This window comes from Arachidicoccus terrestris, assembly GCF_020042345.1.
Taxonomy (GTDB): Bacteria; Bacteroidota; Bacteroidia; order Chitinophagales; family Chitinophagaceae; genus Arachidicoccus; species Arachidicoccus terrestris.
This window is the reverse complement of sequence record NZ_CP083387.1, coordinates 4,689,141-4,707,563: the sequence shown is the minus strand read 5'-3', so window position 1 is coordinate 4,707,563 and position 18,423 is coordinate 4,689,141. Positions and strand designations below refer to the sequence as shown.

Annotated in this window: 13 protein-coding genes; 7 read left to right on the top strand and 6 right to left on the bottom strand. The window is 41.8% G+C overall.

The window, feature by feature from the left end:
* Position 1 precedes the first annotated feature (1 nt).
* The 3 genes from K9M52_RS18325 to K9M52_RS18315 all read left to right on the top strand — a co-directional run bounded on the left by K9M52_RS18325 (position 2) and on the right by K9M52_RS18315 (position 3,535).
* Positions 2-754 (top strand): DUF3823 domain-containing protein, encoded by a 753-nt coding sequence (locus tag K9M52_RS18325; RefSeq protein WP_224069892.1) that lies wholly within the window; start codon positions 2-4, stop codon positions 752-754.
* A gap of 738 nt (positions 755-1,492) precedes the next feature.
* The gene (locus K9M52_RS18320) at positions 1,493-2,203 is read left to right on the top strand and encodes a phosphoribosyltransferase (RefSeq protein ID WP_224069891.1); all 711 of its coding nucleotides are present in this window, start codon (positions 1,493-1,495) and stop codon (positions 2,201-2,203) included.
* 9 nt (positions 2,204-2,212) lie between these two features.
* Positions 2,213-3,535, top strand: coding sequence for an erythromycin esterase family protein (locus K9M52_RS18315; RefSeq protein WP_224069890.1), 1,323 nt, complete (start codon positions 2,213-2,215; stop codon positions 3,533-3,535).
* A 360-nt stretch (positions 3,536-3,895) separates the two neighbouring features.
* Here K9M52_RS18315 and K9M52_RS18310 read toward each other — a convergent pair whose 3' ends face one another.
* The 3 genes from K9M52_RS18310 to K9M52_RS18300 form a co-directional block, all read right to left on the bottom strand.
* Positions 3,896-4,138, bottom strand: coding sequence for a hypothetical protein (locus K9M52_RS18310; RefSeq protein ID WP_224069889.1), 243 nt, complete (start codon positions 4,136-4,138; stop codon positions 3,896-3,898).
* Between the two features lie 101 nt (positions 4,139-4,239).
* Positions 4,240-4,608 carry a response regulator gene (locus tag K9M52_RS18305; RefSeq protein ID WP_224069888.1) on the bottom strand — a complete coding sequence of 123 codons (369 nt, stop codon included), beginning with the start codon at positions 4,606-4,608 and terminating at the stop codon, positions 4,240-4,242.
* A 193-nt stretch (positions 4,609-4,801) separates the two neighbouring features.
* Positions 4,802-5,341 (bottom strand): helix-turn-helix domain-containing protein, encoded by a 540-nt coding sequence (locus tag K9M52_RS18300; RefSeq protein WP_224069887.1) that lies wholly within the window; start codon positions 5,339-5,341, stop codon positions 4,802-4,804.
* Between the two features lie 562 nt (positions 5,342-5,903).
* On the opposite strand from K9M52_RS18300, the gene K9M52_RS18295 reads away from it, so the two are divergent.
* A complete protein-coding gene (locus tag K9M52_RS18295; RefSeq protein ID WP_224069886.1) occupies positions 5,904-7,142 on the top strand; it encodes an MFS transporter in 1,239 nt (412 codons plus the stop codon).
* Complete coding sequence (locus K9M52_RS18290; protein WP_224069885.1) at positions 7,135-8,151, top strand: ROK family protein; 1,017 nt, start codon at positions 7,135-7,137, stop codon at positions 8,149-8,151. The genes K9M52_RS18295 and K9M52_RS18290 overlap by 8 nt, the downstream gene beginning before the upstream one ends.
* A 64-nt stretch (positions 8,152-8,215) precedes the next feature.
* On the opposite strand, the gene K9M52_RS18285 is transcribed toward K9M52_RS18290, so the two are convergent.
* Positions 8,216-10,228 (bottom strand): ATP-binding protein, encoded by a 2,013-nt coding sequence (locus tag K9M52_RS18285; RefSeq protein ID WP_224069884.1) that lies wholly within the window; start codon positions 10,226-10,228, stop codon positions 8,216-8,218.
* 212 nt (positions 10,229-10,440) lie between these two features.
* On the opposite strand from K9M52_RS18285, the gene K9M52_RS18280 reads away from it, so the two are divergent.
* The gene (locus tag K9M52_RS18280; RefSeq protein WP_224069883.1) at positions 10,441-11,574 is read left to right on the top strand and encodes a hypothetical protein; all 1,134 of its coding nucleotides are present in this window, start codon (positions 10,441-10,443) and stop codon (positions 11,572-11,574) included.
* A 786-nt stretch (positions 11,575-12,360) separates the two neighbouring features.
* Complete coding sequence (locus K9M52_RS18275; RefSeq protein ID WP_224069882.1) at positions 12,361-15,048, top strand: glycosyl hydrolase 2 galactose-binding domain-containing protein; 2,688 nt, start codon at positions 12,361-12,363, stop codon at positions 15,046-15,048.
* Between the two features lie 241 nt (positions 15,049-15,289).
* On the opposite strand, the gene K9M52_RS18270 is transcribed toward K9M52_RS18275, so the two are convergent.
* On the bottom strand, positions 15,290-16,285 hold the full coding sequence (locus tag K9M52_RS18270; RefSeq protein WP_224069881.1) for an Rpn family recombination-promoting nuclease/putative transposase: 996 nt from the start codon (positions 16,283-16,285) through the stop codon (positions 15,290-15,292).
* A gap of 374 nt (positions 16,286-16,659) precedes the next feature.
* Positions 16,660-18,144 (bottom strand): BamA/TamA family outer membrane protein, encoded by a 1,485-nt coding sequence (locus tag K9M52_RS18265; protein ID WP_224069880.1) that lies wholly within the window; start codon positions 18,142-18,144, stop codon positions 16,660-16,662.
* Between the last annotated feature and the right edge of the window lie 279 nt (positions 18,145-18,423).

Genomic DNA, 18,423 nt, shown 5'->3' with positions numbered 1-18,423 from the left:
TATGAAAAAGTATCGTTTTTTATATTATCTATCTTTAATGGGGCTGCTGAGCATTGGTATAAGCAGTTGCCAGAAGGACAATTTTGAGGCACCCAAGACCCGGTTTACCGGCCATCTCGTATACCAGGGGAAACCAATCCAGGTGAAAAATACGGGAGATCAGATATCAGCAGTTTATTTTGAACTCTGGCAATCAGGGTTTGGTAAGAGCGGGGCCATTAACGTTTATCTGAATCAGGATGGCTCCTTTTCTGCTTTGTTATTTAATGGAGATTACCGGCTGGTCATTCCTTCATCACAGGGACCGTTTTTGAGCCTGGAAAATGAACAGACTCATTCTGACACGATCCCTTTAAGCTTACATGGCAGTACAGATATGGATATTGAGGTATTGCCGTACTATATGGTAGACAAGGCTGATTTTAGCATAGGAACTGATTCTGTAGTAACGGCTACAGCCAGTATTAGTAAGATTATCACGGATAACAGAGCCAAAGATATCGAATCTGTTAGCCTATACGTCAATAGAACGGCCTTTGTGGATGAGGATAATAAAATTGCCTTTGGTTCCATAGCGGGCTCAGATATCACCAATCTTTCCAGCATTAAACTGACTGCTAAGATACCTGAGGATATATCCGGAGGCAATATTGGTGTCGCGGATCAGGACTATTTCTACGCCAGGGTAGGCGTAAAGATCTCTGGTGTCGATGACCGGATCTTTTCTGAAATTGTAAAGGTCCAGTTGAAGTAGAGTAGTAGTGTAGTGTTTAATAAAACAGGCTGGTCGGTGCATATTGAATACTTCCGTATAAAATGCTGAATATTCAGATTGTGCCGGCCGGTCGTGTTTTAGTCTGACGCCCATATGCCTATTATGTAACCTGTGATTACAGGTATTATACGGCTGTTAATAGGACGCCTCACGCAATAGAATAATGGAAATTGAATGCGGCAAGCTAGCTGAATCATTGATCATCCGATATAATTATATTTCCAGGTTAAAATCAAAAAAAGCAAGCACCACGATACCCAAACTTTGAGATCTACCCCGCCGTTCTAGCCGTTTTTTTCTTCTGAGGGGTGGGGATATTAATTAACCACATTGCTGCAACTCCAATAATAATCTGAGCTATTAATAATGACATAATTCCTCCTTTTTTATCTAACTGGAGTAGCACAATAAAGCTGCCAAACTGCCACCCGAATGTTGATTTTATATTAAAATATCGGTACAAAAAATAATTGTATTTAAACGCAATACTGAAAACATGGGGCTTTATGAAATATTTTTAAGATGACCGGCAAACGGGCGCACTAAATAATGCTGACGGCCGCCGGTTTTAAACGTGAATGTATTTATTTAACGTAGGCCTTTACCGTGGGCTGAACGGCTGTTATATCTATGGTATTTTAACCTTTTATATAACAAAGTTGCAAGATAAAATATGAATATGGAGTGCTTATTGAGACTTTTATACAGCAGTCTATAATGAAACACAGAAAGATTTGTACACGATTGAGTATCAAAAAAGAAATGGGAGGCAACATGTTTTTTTGGGATATACATGGTTATAAAAACAGGGAAGAGGCTGGGCATTTGCTAGCAGCATCGCTTGACCGATATGCGGATATGAATGGCGTTGTTCTGGCCATTCCAAGAGGAGGGGTGCCGATTGGCTATATAATTGCGACATCACTCAATTTTAAACTAGATCTGGCATTGTCAAAAAAGATAGGCCATCCGCTGCATAAAGAATACGCCATCGGCGCAGTAAGCCTGACAGATAGTTTTGTCGATGATAACACACGGGTTCCGAGCGAGTATTTCGAAAAGGAAATATCAGTTATTCGTACACGTTTACGGGAAATGTACAGAATGTATATGGGAGCCAATCATACACCTGAAGCACTATCGGGGAAAACTGTGATTTTAACAGACGATGGATTGGCTACCGGGCATACCATGTTGAGTACTTTACAGATGGTAAAGACACATCACCCTAACGAGATTATAGTGGCCGTCCCTGTCGCTAGTCAGTCAAGCATCGACCTTTTGTCTGAGCAGGTAGATGTGGTAATCTGCCCGCTTGTGCCAGATATATTCAAAGGTGTAGGTGAGTTCTATGAAGACTTTAGACAATTGAGTGATGAAGAGGTTGTGAAATACATACAACTATACAATAAAACTATTAATATTTGAATGATGTTAATGAAACGAATTAAAAAAAACGAGGCTGAAACCGTACCAAACGGTTACTATATTAAGCAGGTGAAAAATGCTTGTCATGAACTAAAGCATGATAAAGATCTTGATCCGCTGATAAAAAGAATTGGGGATGCACGTATTGTCATGCTGGGTGAGGCTTCTCATGGCACCCATGAGTTTTATACCTGGCGAGCCCGGATCAGTCGACGGCTTATTGATGAGCAGGGGTTTAATTTTATTGCTGTGGAAGGTGATTGGCCGGATTGTTACGCACTTAACCGATATGTTAAGCAGTATGGCGCTGAGATGACTGCGGTTGATGTTCTGAAGCAGTTCAACCGCTGGCCAACGTGGATGTGGGCGAACTGGGAAATAGTGGCGTTTGCGGATTGGTTAAAGAAATATAATCAGCCAATTTCCACACAAAGAAAAATAGGTTTCTACGGGCTTGATGTATATAGTCTGTGGGAATCTATGGAAGTAATAATGCAGTATCTCAAGAAAAACGATCCGGATGCGTTAGCAGTCGCACGAGAGGCCTTTAACTGTTTTGAACCGTATAAAAAAGACGAAGGGCGTTATGCAAGGGCCAGTCGTTTTGTTTCGGAAAGCTGCGAACCGAAAATGTTACGGCTCTTAGCTACAATACACGAAAAAATGCCCCGGTATGATGGCGATATTGAACAAGCGTTTAATATGGAGCAGAATGCATTAGTAGCTGTCAATGCAGAAAAATACTATCGGACGATGTTAAAGGGGGATGCCCATTCGTGGAATGTCAGAGATAGTCATATGCAAGATACCTTGGAGCGTTTACTGTTATTTCACGGGCCCAGGTCCAAAGCCATCGTGTGGGCACATAATACACATATCGGAGATGCGGGTGCCACTGAAATGGCAGACGAAGGAATGTACAATATAGGTGAGTTATCCCGTAGAAAATACAACGATACTGTGCTAATCGGCTTCGGGACTTATAAAGGTGGTGTTATCGCAGGTGAATACTGGGGAGATGATATGAAGAAAATGACGGTGCCTGAAGCCAAGCAAGATAGCTGGGAACATGTTCTGCACCAAGGAGCCAGTCACAGTTGCCTGCTAATGATGAATCAACTTAAAGAAAGTGCACTAGAGGTCCCTATTGGCCATAGAGCCATCGGTGTTGTATATCGCCCTGAATATGAAAGAGCGGCAAACTATGTAAAAAGCATTATTCCGTTCCGTTATGACGCATTCATCTTTATAGATGAGACAACTGCCTTACATCCTTTACATATCCAGCCTGATAACCTGGAAATTCCTGAAACATATCCGTTTGGTATATAGATATTGTGAGAAAATAGTCTGTTACAGAAAGAACAGTTGGCGGCAATTTCATCTCACAGCTATCCAAAAATAAGCTCCGGTGATTTTTCACCGGAGCCTGAGTCTTTTAGCTTCCTTCGTCAGTATTACCTGCTTTAGGTTCAACGGGTATTTTCTCTGTGAATCAGGTCCATCCTAACACGTCCTGACACACCCCGGTAAAAAGCTCTATTACCCCTGATGAAATTTAATGCCAAATAAATTATAGGAAAAAGCTCTTTTGGGGAGAGCTATTTTTGGGCGAGGGTTATAGATTGAAATTCTCTTCAATGTTTTTCAAATTTGATAAATCATTGATCTCTAATTAATACGAAAAGGCATTTAGTAGATTTTATTTATCCTATCAATTAGAAGATTCAACAGGCCCATTACTGCCTTCCCGGCGTCTTCCAAACCAGAAGATTCTAAATTTTCCCCCTGATTTGGGAATGGCGTTACATATTTGAGTAAATTTTCTACAATCGGAAAACGGCTATCTGATAAATTGATATGTCGTGCATGGAGAAATAACTGCGCATTTCTGAAATAGCTCCATTGTTTCGGCATACATGAATGATGACTCATGATAGATCTCTTTGATCAGAGGCAGGAAACACCTACAAAATTGCAGCAGCAATATCTCAGATCTTACCCTTATGGTACATTAACCAGATAAGGAAGCTATATCAGTCCGCCGGCGTACTGTCAGTTAGAATATCGCTTATAGTTTTATAAAGCTGTTTCAGATCAAAAGGTTTGGGTATAAAGCCACAGAACCCTAAACTATGGTATAATTTTTCACATTGCGGATTACTGCTAAAGGCGATGACCGGTAATCTGGGGTGGTTTGAAAAAACCTTATTAAAGATATCCATACAGGCTTCCGTTTTCCGATGAAATTCCATAATAAGGAGATGAGGCTGAAGCTGCTTAATAGTCGATAGCAGATTTGTCGCATCATTCAAGGTGAATATCATATAATTTACGCTTTCCAACGCAATTTGGAGGACTTCGCGAACATCTTTATTTCTTTCTTGAATCAAAATCTTTTTCATAGGAATCATGTGCGCTGAGCAAGGCAAAATTGCCTTCATAGGTGAATAAATTCATTTATTTGTTATATGAAGGTAGTTGTATATTGATGCAGAGAAAAGGTAAAATAAAAAATTAACATTATAGCGGAACAGGCCTTTAATCCAACTTGCCATGAAATCTCTATCGCCGGGCGACTTGACCAGTATACCAACGCTATATTTTACTTTTTCGGCGGACAAATTTGTATTGCTTATAGTTAGAAATACCGGAAGGCTTGTAGATAATATCTTCTTTTCTATTCAGGGCATTGGTAATACTTGAAGATATAAGTGTTATACCGTATTCATCTTTGATATAGGTCTGGATCTCATTTACATGTCTGAATTGACTCAGGAAGCCGTCTTCCATAGCTTGTCTGACTAAATAGGAAGGCCCGTGAAAAGTCTTACGTTTCCGATTAATTTGATTGAGCTCTGTTTTTCTAATGCCCCTTTTCTCAACCTGGTCCTCAATTCGGCCAGCTATCTGTTCCTTGGAAATTTTTGTAACATCTGTTGTCAACAGATCTTCTGCGCTTATGCCCATAATCGCACAAATGGGATCTAACATTTCCTGGCTGTATTGCCCTGCGTTTTCGATTCTAGAAAGTGTAGCAGCACTCACCCCTGTAACGATGGCAAAATTAACCAAAGAGAAAGCATTCCCTTCTCTAAACTGCTTTACTTTTTTACCAATTTTGACTAAATCTTTCACCTTATTTGCCATATGACAAATAAACCTAATAATCAAATTTCAAATTTTTCATTTGCCGTCAGGATGGGCATTTGAGAAGATTTTCAACCATTCAGTGCCGGAGGACGTGCCTAAATTGTGAATGACTATCGACATGATTAATGATGAGAGCCGATTAGTATTGGATTTTGGAAAGTTTGGTTTTTAGCTATACAGTTCTTATAGATTTTCTGATTAAGAGTGGCTCTTCAGGTTTCCAGAAATTGAATTTAGAGTCTAGCTCCGGGTAGGGCCCTCAACTGGTCGATCTCAATAACAGCGGCAGAGGATTTAAGAGTATACTGGATATATTATTTTGTGGTTCCTGATATTGCTGGTATTTTTATATGGAAAAAGTATCGAAATGTATAGTCATTGATTCTTGTACTTTTGATCGTAAGTAAATCCCGGCTAATCAATGAGGCTTGTATATTTCATAACATGGATTTTATAACTGGCCGGAAATGGCCTACATTATACAATTTCATTCAGATCTGTAACTAGTTATGGGTATTATAAAAATTTAAAACTAAAAACCAATCCAATGAAAAGGAGTTATACTATTGTTAGCCTTATCATGCTCACATTTTTTGTGATCTCCTTTCTGACTAACATTATTGGTGCTTTAAATCCTGATTTTATTCAGGATTTTGATTTGAGTCTGACCTTAGCAGCACTGCTTCCCTTTGCTTTTTTTATTGCTTACGGCTTGGTTTCTATTCCGACGGGAATACTACTGGAAAAGTACCGGGAAAAGAAAATTATGATATTTGGGTTCGTGACTGCTTTTGCCGGCTCTCTGATACTGGCCATATGGCCAAACTATCTAACGGCTATCATATCGCTGTTTATTATCGGCAGTGGAATGGCTATGCTTCAGGTGGTCATTAATCCGCTGCTTCGGACAGCAGGAGGGGAGAAAAACTATGCTTTTACTTCTGTCCTGGCCCAACTGATTTTCGGGGCTGCCTCTTTTTTAAGCCCAAGGGCTTTTACCTATGTAGTCCAGCGTCTTTCCAGTGATGCGGATTCAAAATACACCGGTCTTGTACCATCGGGCATGCCCTGGATTGCTTTATATTGGATATTTGCATTGATTTCCCTGGCCATGATCATTATCATTGCTCTGATGAAGTTTCCAAAGGTGGAGTTGAACGAGGATGAGAAAGCAGGCTCTTTAAAAGTGCATCTGGCGCTCCTTCGAAAACCTGTTGTAATCTTGTATTTTTTGGGAATCTTCTTTTATGTAGGAACTGAGCAGGGGCTGAATAATAATATTTCTTTACTGCTTCAGACCTTACATGGGGTCGATCCGGCTACTGCCGCTGATACGCTGGGTAACTTCTGGGGATATATGACGGTTGGCAATATCCTGGGACTGTTGCTGCTCAAAATAATGGATAGCCGGCTATTACTGCGTATATTTACAATTCTGGCGATGATAAGCCTGGCAGTGGGATTATTTGGATCAGGCGGTACTGTTTTATATGCGTTCCCCATGGTGGGATTCTTTATTTCTGTTATGTATCCGATTATTTTCTCTCTTGCTTTAAATTCCATGAGTGAACACCATGGCTCTTTTGCGGGCATTCTGGTAACGGCAATTATCGGCGGTGCTGTCATCCCACTCATCATGGGTGCAATAAGTGACCAGTTTGGACTCACTGGTGGCATGATTGTACTATTTTTGACAATGGGTTACATTCTAAGTATCGGCTTCTGGGCTAAACCTTTGATTAATAATGCGACGATCGGCAGTAAAAAAAAGAATAACGATGGATGATAGCATAACTGATGGAGAACAACTTCAGTCCAGACCGGACGGCACACCTTCTGCTTTAAAAGGAGGCGGTGTGATAGGTATTGACTTCGGCGCCACGCAGCTCCGGGCAGCTATTGTCACAGAACACGGTGTTGGGACTATTGAAAAAAGAGCAACGCCTAATCGGGGAAATGCAGATGATGTATGGCGATCCCTCGCTGAGTTAATTCAGTCCGTCATTGACCAAAATGAGGGGCGTATGCCGGCGGCGATATGTGTCGGGGTGCCCAGTGTTGTCGATACCCTCAATGGTATTGTTTATGATGTACAACACATACCTGCCTGTAAAGAGCTGCCGCTTGGCAGACTTATCTCTGAGAAATTTGGCGTTCTGGCATTGGTTAATAATGATGCTAACGCCTTTGCTTTAGGTGAATATTATTTTGGAGAGGGTAGAAATAAACCCATACACCCATCTCAATATTCAGAAAAACATGATATTACGCTATCTAATACCCCTTTTCTTTCGTCTTCCGTGTCCGATGAGGCTTTCTCATTAGTAGGGTTAACCTTGGGTACAGGATTGGGCGCGGGGCTGATCTTGAACGGGAAGTTATACTGCGGCCCTAATTGTGGAGCAGGAGAAATCGGCTGCCTGCCATATCTGGATGCGAATCTCGAACGCTATGTAAGTGGCGCTTTCTTTAATAAAAACGGGTTAGATGGTAAAGCGCATTATAAAAAAGCCCTGGAAGGCGATCCATCGGCACTGGACTTATATAAAGAGTTCGGTTTTCACCTGGGACAGGCCATTAAAATTACGATGTACAGTTATGATCCCGATATGATTGTACTAGGAGGAACGGTCAGTCAGGCATTTGACCTGTTTAAACAACAAATGTTCGAAGCCATGCAGGATTTTGATTTTCCGGGTATATTACAAAAAATACAGGTTTACCCTTCCCGGATACAAAATGGTGCTATTCTGGGAGCCGCGTCCCTTTATTTTGACCATGTCAGACACGCATAAATATAATGATCTGGTATCATGCATTCCATATTGGACGACAATTTGGGGACACTGTTCGCCACTGTCAACTACATTCACCTTCAACATTTACAGAAGTTCCCTTTTCGGGAGAGGATTGTATGTCCACAGTACCGCCAAGATAAGCCGCACGAGCCCTGATATTGGCCAGCCCTGCGTTATTGCCGCCTTCGGCAGCCGCTATATCGAACCCCTTGCCGTCGTCCTCCACCGTAAGACTGAACCGGTCACCAGTACGGACAATCTGAACCAGCGCACTTTTTGCCTGTGCATGTTTTATAATATTGTTCAATAGTTCCTGTATGATGCGGTACAGAATAATCTCTGTGCTTTGCTCCATGCGCTGCTCCATACCATAGGTCTGTAATTGCACCTTTATCTTGCCGCTGAAATTAAGATTACTGCAGTAATTTTCCAGCGCCTCTTTCAGCCCATATTTGATGAGCGCTTCAGGCATCATATTATGTGAAACTCTTCGTAGTTCACCAATGGACTGATCTAATTGGGTAATGATGTTGTTGATCGACTGAGCACTTTCTTCTGGTAAAAACACATTTCCTTTCATACCTGATAACGATAATTTTATGACTGACAATAAACCTCCAACACCGTCGTGCAGGTCACGTGCCAGACGACTTCGTTCCTGTTCTTGCCCTTTAAGAACTGATTGCATAGCTACAATTTGTTGTGCTTTCTGTAACTCGGCAACCTCTTGTTTTTGCAATACCTCAGACTGTTTAAGCAGCTGATTCTTTCTTTTGAAATTAATGTAAATCAATCCGGCAAAAAACAGCAGTATACCACAACCGACCACAAGGAAAATATTGATGGCTTTCTTTCTGTGGAGCTCCAACCGCTGAACTTGTGCTGATTTTTGCAGTACTATTATGCTGTCTGTCTTTTGCCTGTTCTGATATTTGTTTTCTATTTCATTGATTTTTCTTTGCATCTCAGACTGATTCAGACGATCATTGAGTTCTAAATATTGCTGATAGTATTGTACTGCATCGTGGTCATGGTGCAGTTTCGCTTCCACTAATGCAAGATTTTTAAGTATTTCAGCTTTCTGCCTGATATTGTTAAGCTCTTTTACAAGGCGAAATGCATTTAACAATGCATCGGCGCTTTTCTGGTAGTCTTTCATGTCACGCAGTACATATCCCATCATTTTATTGGCCGTCATGATATCAAATTTGCTTCCTTTTTGTTTGGCGAACTTCAGCGATTTTTGGAAGCTGTCAGCCGCTTGGGGCAACAAGGAAGACCTTTGATAATACCGACCCCATTCGCTATAGAGGCTGTAATAAAATGCAGGTGCATTCAGCTGTTTGGCGATATGGCTGGCCTGCGTCAGATGCGTCCGGGCTTGCTCCATTTTTCTGAGACTTGTATAATCACTGGCGACATACAGTTCCAGCATGCCTGTCAGCAAGTAATTCTCTGATTGCTTTTTATGGGACTCCAGTGCCTTTAAATCGTATGTTAACGCCTTATCCGTCTGATCCATATCATTATAGATATTGCCAATGTCTGCATATAGATTACCGATTACTTGCCATTTGTTGTCGGCGGCGCTGTTTTTCATAATCGCAATTCCCTCCGTAAAATACTGCATAGCGGTCTCATAGTTGTTGCGCATGACTTCAATATTACCCATGCTTGCTTTATTAGAGGCACTTGATTCCCTAGCCATTTCTGAGGGGTCAGTGGCGTACAGGCTATCAGCAAGGTGATAATAGTACATAGCGCTGTCATACTCACTTCTTTCATAACAGGTATTCCCAAGACCACTCAGTGCCTCTCCCTGATAATAGTCATTTCTATTATTTCGGGCCAGCTGGAAAACCTGCCAAAAATACTTTGAGGCTTCTGGTTTGTTGGACAGATACAGATTGTTGCCTAAATCCAACAGAATTTTCAGGCGACTGCTGTCCGGCAGATCCCTTTTGTCCAACTCATTTTTCAGGCTATCTATATATCGATTTTGCGCGGTGCCCCTCCCTGAAATGCTACAGACCAATATTGCAACGAGAAACGATGTAAAAAGGATATTGCGCATGTATGACGGTTTGATTGCTGTTCCGGTTCGTATTTAGTTACATAAATTTCCTCAAAAAATATGATCCGGCCAAGCAATTCGATAAAATCCCCCCTTCAGGGGAGGGCGGGAAAAGCCTGTTTTTAGAGGATTGTCTCAAATGTGTATTTAATGGAATTTTGTCAGAGCATTCACCGGCATTCTGTGTCAATACCCCATCAAAACGATTTATAATGAAAAAGAGGATCAAGGCATTGCTTTTTACAGTTTTTCTTTGTCCAGTTATGGTTTCCGCAGTAGCGCAGATCAATATTGAAAAACTCCGGGATGCACCGGGTAAACTTACCAGAAATCGCAATACGCTTGCATTTATTCAAAGTTTTAAAGCTTTGTCAATGGGAAAAGCTGCATCCCTGGCATACATATCTGATAAAATAATGGATATTATTTGCCAGCAGCCACCTCTAAACCCACCTACAGGATTCAATGCTGACGTACATGCGGTAGGGCTGGACACGAAACTAAAGGAAAAGGAGCCTCGTTTTCAGGTAGATTGTATGTTAAGGTATCTTACGAAAGATTCCCGTTATACGGGTATCAAAGAATCGATGGACGGGGCGGATCTTTATCTGATCATGAATGACTATGACATTTTTGATCAGATGGGCAATTATTGGCAGGATTGTTACAAATTAAAATTTCAGCTGTTCTTTGAGTCTCCTGTCTATTCTGATTCGAGCAGTGATTATATTGAATTCCAGTACAAAGGCGATCCGGTCCGTATCGTCCTTGGCAATAATAAGCCCTTACTCATTGCCCTTACCAGAAAAGAATACATACAGTTTTTAATTAAATATGAACAGGAATCCATTAAAAGCGATAGTGATGCGGTAAAAACCAGTCTCGAAGGCGAGCAGACCATCAGAAAGCTCATGAAGACAGAAACGGGAAGCGACAGGGATTATGCAGCGTCTTCTTTAAAAAGTATGGATGAAGGCATAGAACAGTTTCGGAAAAATATGGCGCAAAGCAAAGCAGAGGTAGAAAGATGCAAGGCTCTATTACAATCTATGTCGCCTGAGGAAACCCGTGCGCCGGCGCGCGTAGATTACAATAAAAACACTTCGACGAGGCTGGCGAGTCTGACATCCTTACTGCCGGCAGGAGAAACTGAAGGTACACTTCTTGTCAAAATCAATCCTGACTATTATGACCGCTCGCCCGGCGCACCAACAGCGCAAATGTTGGTAATGTATTATGCAATACCTGGATTGGATTATACAAAAAGCCCGGATTATTTAGGTCAGGCGATGCTCGATATTTTCCATCACATTGATTATCAATTATTAAAGGCCGCCATGCAGTGATTGTCGATATCTAAGCAATTGGCCGATGATCAATATAATCAGTCGGGAACAATTGACCTAATAAAAAATTGGTTACCTCGCAGAAAAAAATTGGTTACATAATTGACGAAAATCTGGTTAGTAAATTTATCAAAATCTGGCTACCGTTTCTAAAAGTAAAGAATTGGTTACCTCGCAGAAAAAAAATGGTTACATAATTGATGAAAATCTGGTTAGTAAATTTATCAAAATCTGGCTACCATTTCTAAAAGTAAAGAATTGGTTACCTCGCAGAAAAAAAAATGGTTACATAATTGATGAAAATCTGGTTAGTAAATTTATCAAAATATGGCTACCGTTTCTAAAAGTAAAAAATTGGTTACCTCGCAGAAAAAAAATGGTTACATAATTGATGAAATCTGGTTAGTAAATTTATCAAAATCTGGCTACCGTTTCTAGAAGTAAAAAATTGGTTACCTCGCAGAAAAAAAATGGTTACATAATTGATGAAAATCTGGTTAGTAAATTTATCAAAATCTGGCTACCGTTTCTAAAAGTAAAGAATTGGTTACCTCGCAGAAAAAAATTGGTTACATAATTGATGAAAATCTGGTTAGTAAATTCATAAAGAACTGTCCAGTCTTTTTACAGTTTTACCGATTGTATTTCTATATCGGCATCAATTTGCTTCATAAATAGAGCAAAAGATGGTATTTTTGACTGAATAGATGGCGATAACGGCTATCACAGATACAATGAGCCCAATAGGAATTGGGCTGCCTTTTATCAAAATGCAAAAAATACCTCATGACTATGATAACACAGTTGCGGATTTTAACGATGGCAACGTTTTGTCTGCTGGGTGTGTATGGCTCCTGTCAACCAGCGTCCAACTCTAATCAAGATAATATTAATCCCAGCAATCAGATCATACTTATGGATGGCTGGAATATGCAGTCCGCTTTGAAGGTCAAGGCAGATGGAGCAACACTCACAAACCCCACCTATCAGCCTGCTGGCTGGTTTAAAATATCAATACCCTCTACTATTATTGGTGGACTAATGGCTAGTGACTATTATGACTTTGATCCATTTATGGGACAGAATTTCAAAAAACTGGATGATCCGGCTATGGACAAGCCTTGGTGGTTTCGAAAGGCCTTTACAATAGATGCTGGCTATAAGGGAAAAAACATTGTATTAAAGTTACAGGGCATTAATTATAAGGCGAATGTTTGGTTGAACGGCCATAAAGTAGCGGATTCCAGCGAAATTAAAGGCCCGATGCGAATCATAGACCTGGATATAACGAGCTATGCAAAAATGGGGGATAACGTTCTTGCCCTGGAGATTCAGCGACCCTTCAGGCCGAATAGAAAGGATGGCGATCTGGCTATCGATTATGCAGACTGGATTCATTATCCACCGGACTATAATGCCGGTATTATCAATGAAGTGGTTATTCACTGGTACAATAAGGTAGGCGTTCAGTATCCACATGTCGTTACGCATTTTGATTTGCCTTCTCTGGATATAGCCCACCTGACGGTCCATGGTCTGGTGACCAATTATACCGATAAGGCGCAACAGATCGAAGTGCAGGCTAAGATCAATAAGGATATAACCCTCAAAAAAAAGGTGTCACTTGGACCCGGTCAGAAAAAAGACATCAGCTTTACGCCTGATAGCTATGCTGCTTTGAATATTACCCATCCGAAGATCTGGTGGCCCTGGCAGTACGGAAAACCTTTACTCAATGATATTGAATTATCCGTTTATCAAAACAATGAAATCTGCAGTTCGGTCCGTGACGAATTTGGCATACGGGAGGTAACTTCTGAGCTGATCGATAATCATTCCAGGATGTTTAGGATCAATGGCAAAAAGATCATGCTGAGAGGTGCGGCCTGGTCGCCTGATATTTTCCAACGCCGTTCTACTGAAAGGCAAGAACAGGAAATTAAGCTATACAAGGATATGCATCTGAATATCATCCGTTCGGAGGGCAAGTTTGAAGATGAGAAGTTCTATGATCTGTGTGATAAGTATGGGATGCTGGTGATGACAGGGTGGATGTGCTGTGGTGCCTGGCAGTATCCGGAAAACTGGACTACGGCTGAAAGGAAGGTGGCAATGGCCTCAGACAGTTCCATGATGTATTGGCTCAGAAATAAAGCCTGTATCATGGTATGGCTAAACGGCAGTGATATGCCGCCCCGGATCCAATCCGTAGAAAGAGACTACTTAAACATTGAAAAAGGGTTGCACTGGCCTAACCCGATCCTGGCCACAGCCAATGAACAAAAGTCCAAAGTCTCTGGCTATAGCGGCGTCAAGATGGCCGGTCCCTATGAGTGGGTATCCCCGATCTATTGGGAAGCTGATAAATCCAGACAATATGGAGGCGCATGGAGCTTTGCGACTGAAATTTCTCCCGGTCCTTCTATTCCTCCCTATGAAAGCCTTACGCGGTTCCTGCCAAAAGACGGGCTCTGGTATGATTCCGAGGATTGGAACTATCACTGCGGGACCATGAAGTTTGGCGATACAAAAGTGTTTAATCAGGCCTTGTTTGCGCGTTATGGCAAGGTAACCGATATGAAGGACTATGCAAAGAAGGCGCAGGCACAGAACTATGAAGCGCATCGGGCAATGATGGAGGCTTACGGCTTACATAAGTATCACACCGCTACCGGTGTGATACAGTGGATGGGCGCCAACCCCTGGCCGGGTCTGATCTGGCATACTTTTGATTACTATCTGAATCCAGGTGGCACCTATTTTGGCATTAAAAAAGCAATGGAGCCCTTACATATTCAGTATTCCTATGCTACCCACGGCATCGCATTGGTGAATTCCAGGCTTAAGGCGGAAAAAGGGCTAACGGCCTCCGCGAAGGTCTATAACCTGGAAGGTAAAACAGTCTTTTCCAAAGAGACGCCGACAGAAGTAGGGGCAGACGCTATCCAACATCTCTTCAGCCTGCCGCAGACAATGACAGATCTCTCAAATACCTATTTTCTTCGCTTACAGTTAAAAAATAAGGCGGGAGAGGTCGTTAGCATTAACTGGTATTGGCTCTCCAGAAAGAAAGACGTCCTGAACTGGGCGAAGTCGAACTGGTGGATGACACCACAGTCTGCTTACGCCGATTACACGGATTTGCAAGCTTTAGGTAAAACGACACTTGATATTGGCAAGACCAGCCAGCTGATTAATAGCGCCGCGGGAGACTCTATACGGCATACGTTGAAGTTAACCAATACCGGCAGCACGGTGGCCTTTCAGGTGCGGGTGCGTGCAGCTCAGCAAACAGCCTCCGGTAGTGCAGGTGCAGATATATTGCCGGCCATTTATAGTGACAACTACCTACAGCTGGCGCCGGGCGAATCAAGAGTTGTTACTTGTACCTATGCGGTGAAGGATCTCCCGGGGGCCAAAAAGGAGGGAAGTGAAGCTCAGGCGCTGATGGAGGTGACAGGCTGGAATTTATAATGACCCACCGGCCTGAATCAAACCAGCCAATCCATTGTTTGGACAGGCGTGGCGTATGAACGGATGCACTGTTTTTAGGGAATTCATTGCTGCTTCATTCAACAAGTTGCCAGATTATTTCCCACTCAGAAATGAATGGGAAATAATCTGGCAAACGTTTTGAGCAAACAAACCTCATCCGGCAAACTCGTTGACTGTAAAGGGCTAACTCAACAGCAACAGCTGTCTAATTTTCAGGCAATTACTTCTCTATTGAATTTTTGACTTCCAGGATTATGGCTTCATCGACTGAGAAAGCTTGTGCAATTTGCGTGATACTAAGGCCACCTGTTTCCAAAATGTTTTTTATACTGAGCCGCTGCATTTTTTCTGCCTTGTTGATCTGTTGTTCAAACTTACGCTGTGTAACGTCGACCCCTTTTTCAAAGCCGTCGTCAAAGCCATCATTGTAGCCGCCTTGCCGAATGCCATTTTCGTCCCATAGTTTACGAAGACTCAGTTCATATTCTCGTTTCTGATCATCTGACATATTCCTAATTTCTGCAATTTTCAATACTTTCTTGAAAGGGGCTTTTTGCAAAAAATCTGGTAACGTCGTTAAGTTATGCAGATTTTTAATCATAAAAAGCCACTTTTCAAGGCTGGACATGTTTTTGTCCGCTTTATCAAAAACGCCCTTGGACAATTTAGGGAGTTCCAGGTATATGTAGGTCACTTTATCGGAAAAAACAGCTCCGTCTTTTATATCACACAGCTGTACGACATTTTTATAATCATTGGGCTTAGAACCTTCTATTTCAAAATCCAGCAAACCAATAAAATAGACAGGTTTTTGTCGATAATCGCTCTTATTTCCTTCAATAAGGCCTTTCCGTGCTGTATTATAGATACGCGAACTAGTAAAAAAGACAGAACGATCTTTGAAAAAAGGTTGTTTTACACGCTGAATTTCAATGATAAATTCATTATTATCCTGTCCTTCGCAGAGAATATCCAATATCCCGTTTTTGTAATAGGTCGTTGTGCCAAGAATTTCCTTGTCCATCAATTGAATGTGGCTGATGGTCTTTTCACCCTCAAATAAATCATTCAAAAACTGGATCAATAAATCAATATTGTTTGCATCTCCCAAAAACGCTTTAAACCCATAATCGGTCATTAAATTCAGGTATTTGAATTTGTCTACGTCCAGTACTAGATCAGAACTTTCTTTTTCATTTGGCTTTGAAGTCATCATATTGCATTTTTTTGTTGTTATTGATGGCTGAGTCGTGATTGAACACCTTAACCAGCCAAATTCTTTCTTTGTTAACGGCTGCAAGATAGATCGAAAAGACGGCCTGTTCCTACTATTTAGAGGTATATCTTAGGCAAGATATGCACATCTATAACCCAGTCATATCAATAGTTACAGACGAAGTGAGAGTAATATGTCTATAATAGACAGGTTATCCACATTAATCTTTTAATGACGTTTGTAATCAAGCGGCAATGAGGAGCAACCATATTGTTTCGCGCGGTACCACCGGAAGTGGTTACAGAGCGGTCCGACCCCAACGCAAATCAGGATCATCCCCGGAAAGCAGTAAGCAGCGCTGGTAGAAAAACCGGTTAGAAAGCCTCGTTCAACCCCAAAAAGAAGCCTTTTTTGCCGAACTTACCAAAGGCATAATCAAGGCAAAGATTGGTTCTGGTCGCTTTATTAAACAAGATTCTCAGCCCTGCACCACCACCGGGTTGCCAGGAGTGAAACAGTGGCTGATGTACAGATTCGTCGTTAACGCTTTCAAGATTGAAGAAGGTAACCCCGCTTAAGAGTTGATTACGGGTAATGGGAAAACGGTATTCTGTCTCATAATAAAAAAATTGGGTTCCTTTGAAAAAACTGATGGTATAGCCTCTGCCACTTCTGAAATTGATGTCTCTGCCCGTGCCGGGTAATTCCAGGTAGGGGAGTCGTCCACCCAACACAAAGGAGCTCCAGGTCCAGAAGGCTAATATGTGTTCCGGGTGTTTTTGAGACAGGCTGACATACTTACGCAGGTCCAGATTCAGTTGCGTGGCATTCTTGGTGCTGCCGATCCAGGTTTGATTCAGCCGGATACCTGCATTTGCATATATGCCTTTAAACGCTCTGTTCTGATTGTCCCTGGTCGTATATTGTACATCAAACAGAAAGCCGTTGGAATTATACCTGTCTTGCCTGAACCCATATCTGGCATTATACTGACCATAGGGCGTCGTCTCAATATCGCCGCCCTTCATTGTTGTTCCTCGGCGGATATCGAATTCCAGTCCCGCTCCACCATATAAATGAGGCGCCAGCTCTTTATAGATTTTCTCTTTGAATTGATAGTATTGAGAATTGAAGACATAGCCCTTGCGTGTGCCGTCCGGACCAGGCCTACTGCCTAGCCCAAAATCCGGTGTAACGGATTTAGAAGCAATCAATGCTCCCTGCAGGTTATACTTATTACCGTTGGTAAATATATTGTGTGTAAGGTAAAAATACAGAATATTTTTGGTAGTAATCGACGCAGATGTGGCCGCTACGGATAAATAAGTTTTAGGATCTTTACCCAGGACCTTACCTGCAACCGCCTTAATGCCGATCTGAAACCCGATCGTAGGGTTGGCAGAGATGTTCGGCACAACGGTAATGGCTGATGGCGCCTTGGCGGAGTCTTTTTGTTTATGAAAAAGTTGCCGGTATAGATCCCATATATCCATTTGTATACTGTCTGGTATTGGCTGAATAGCTTGCTGTCGGCTGGTATCAGGCTGCATATACGCAGGCAGCATGCTGCTATCCGTCATTGTATAAGGTTTTATAGAGTCGTTTCTTTCATTACGTGTATTTAATTGCCCATAGCTGGAAATAGATATTATCATAAGCATCACGGCTGACAATAAAAGAACAATACCGCCGCTGTTTCGTTGACGGGCGGTTACAGCAGAAGCAGGGCAGCATGTGCATTTTGCTGCATGATCTGCCAGACCAATCGGGTAAGAAAACGCGCCATGCGCCATCTCCGCTGTTGTATGGAGCAGCCTGGCGCACCGGACTTGATGTTGAACACAGTATTGTTTCGCCATTACCTTAATATTAATGTCAATAGAGGGAAGCGCACCTGGATTTTATTGTGTCAGCCACTCTTTTGTTATCACGGCACAATAATCCCCATTAGACTTTGAATACCTGCCCTTTACCAGATAGTTCCGTAGTCTTTAACAAGCCTAACTAAAATCAGACCATTTTGTTACTGCATAGGCCTGCAAATAGTTCCTGAATCATAAGAATACCTTTATTTACAGCTATCCTGGCTAGGATCCTAACCACAGAAAGGGCTGATTTGAATTGTTAATCAAATTTAA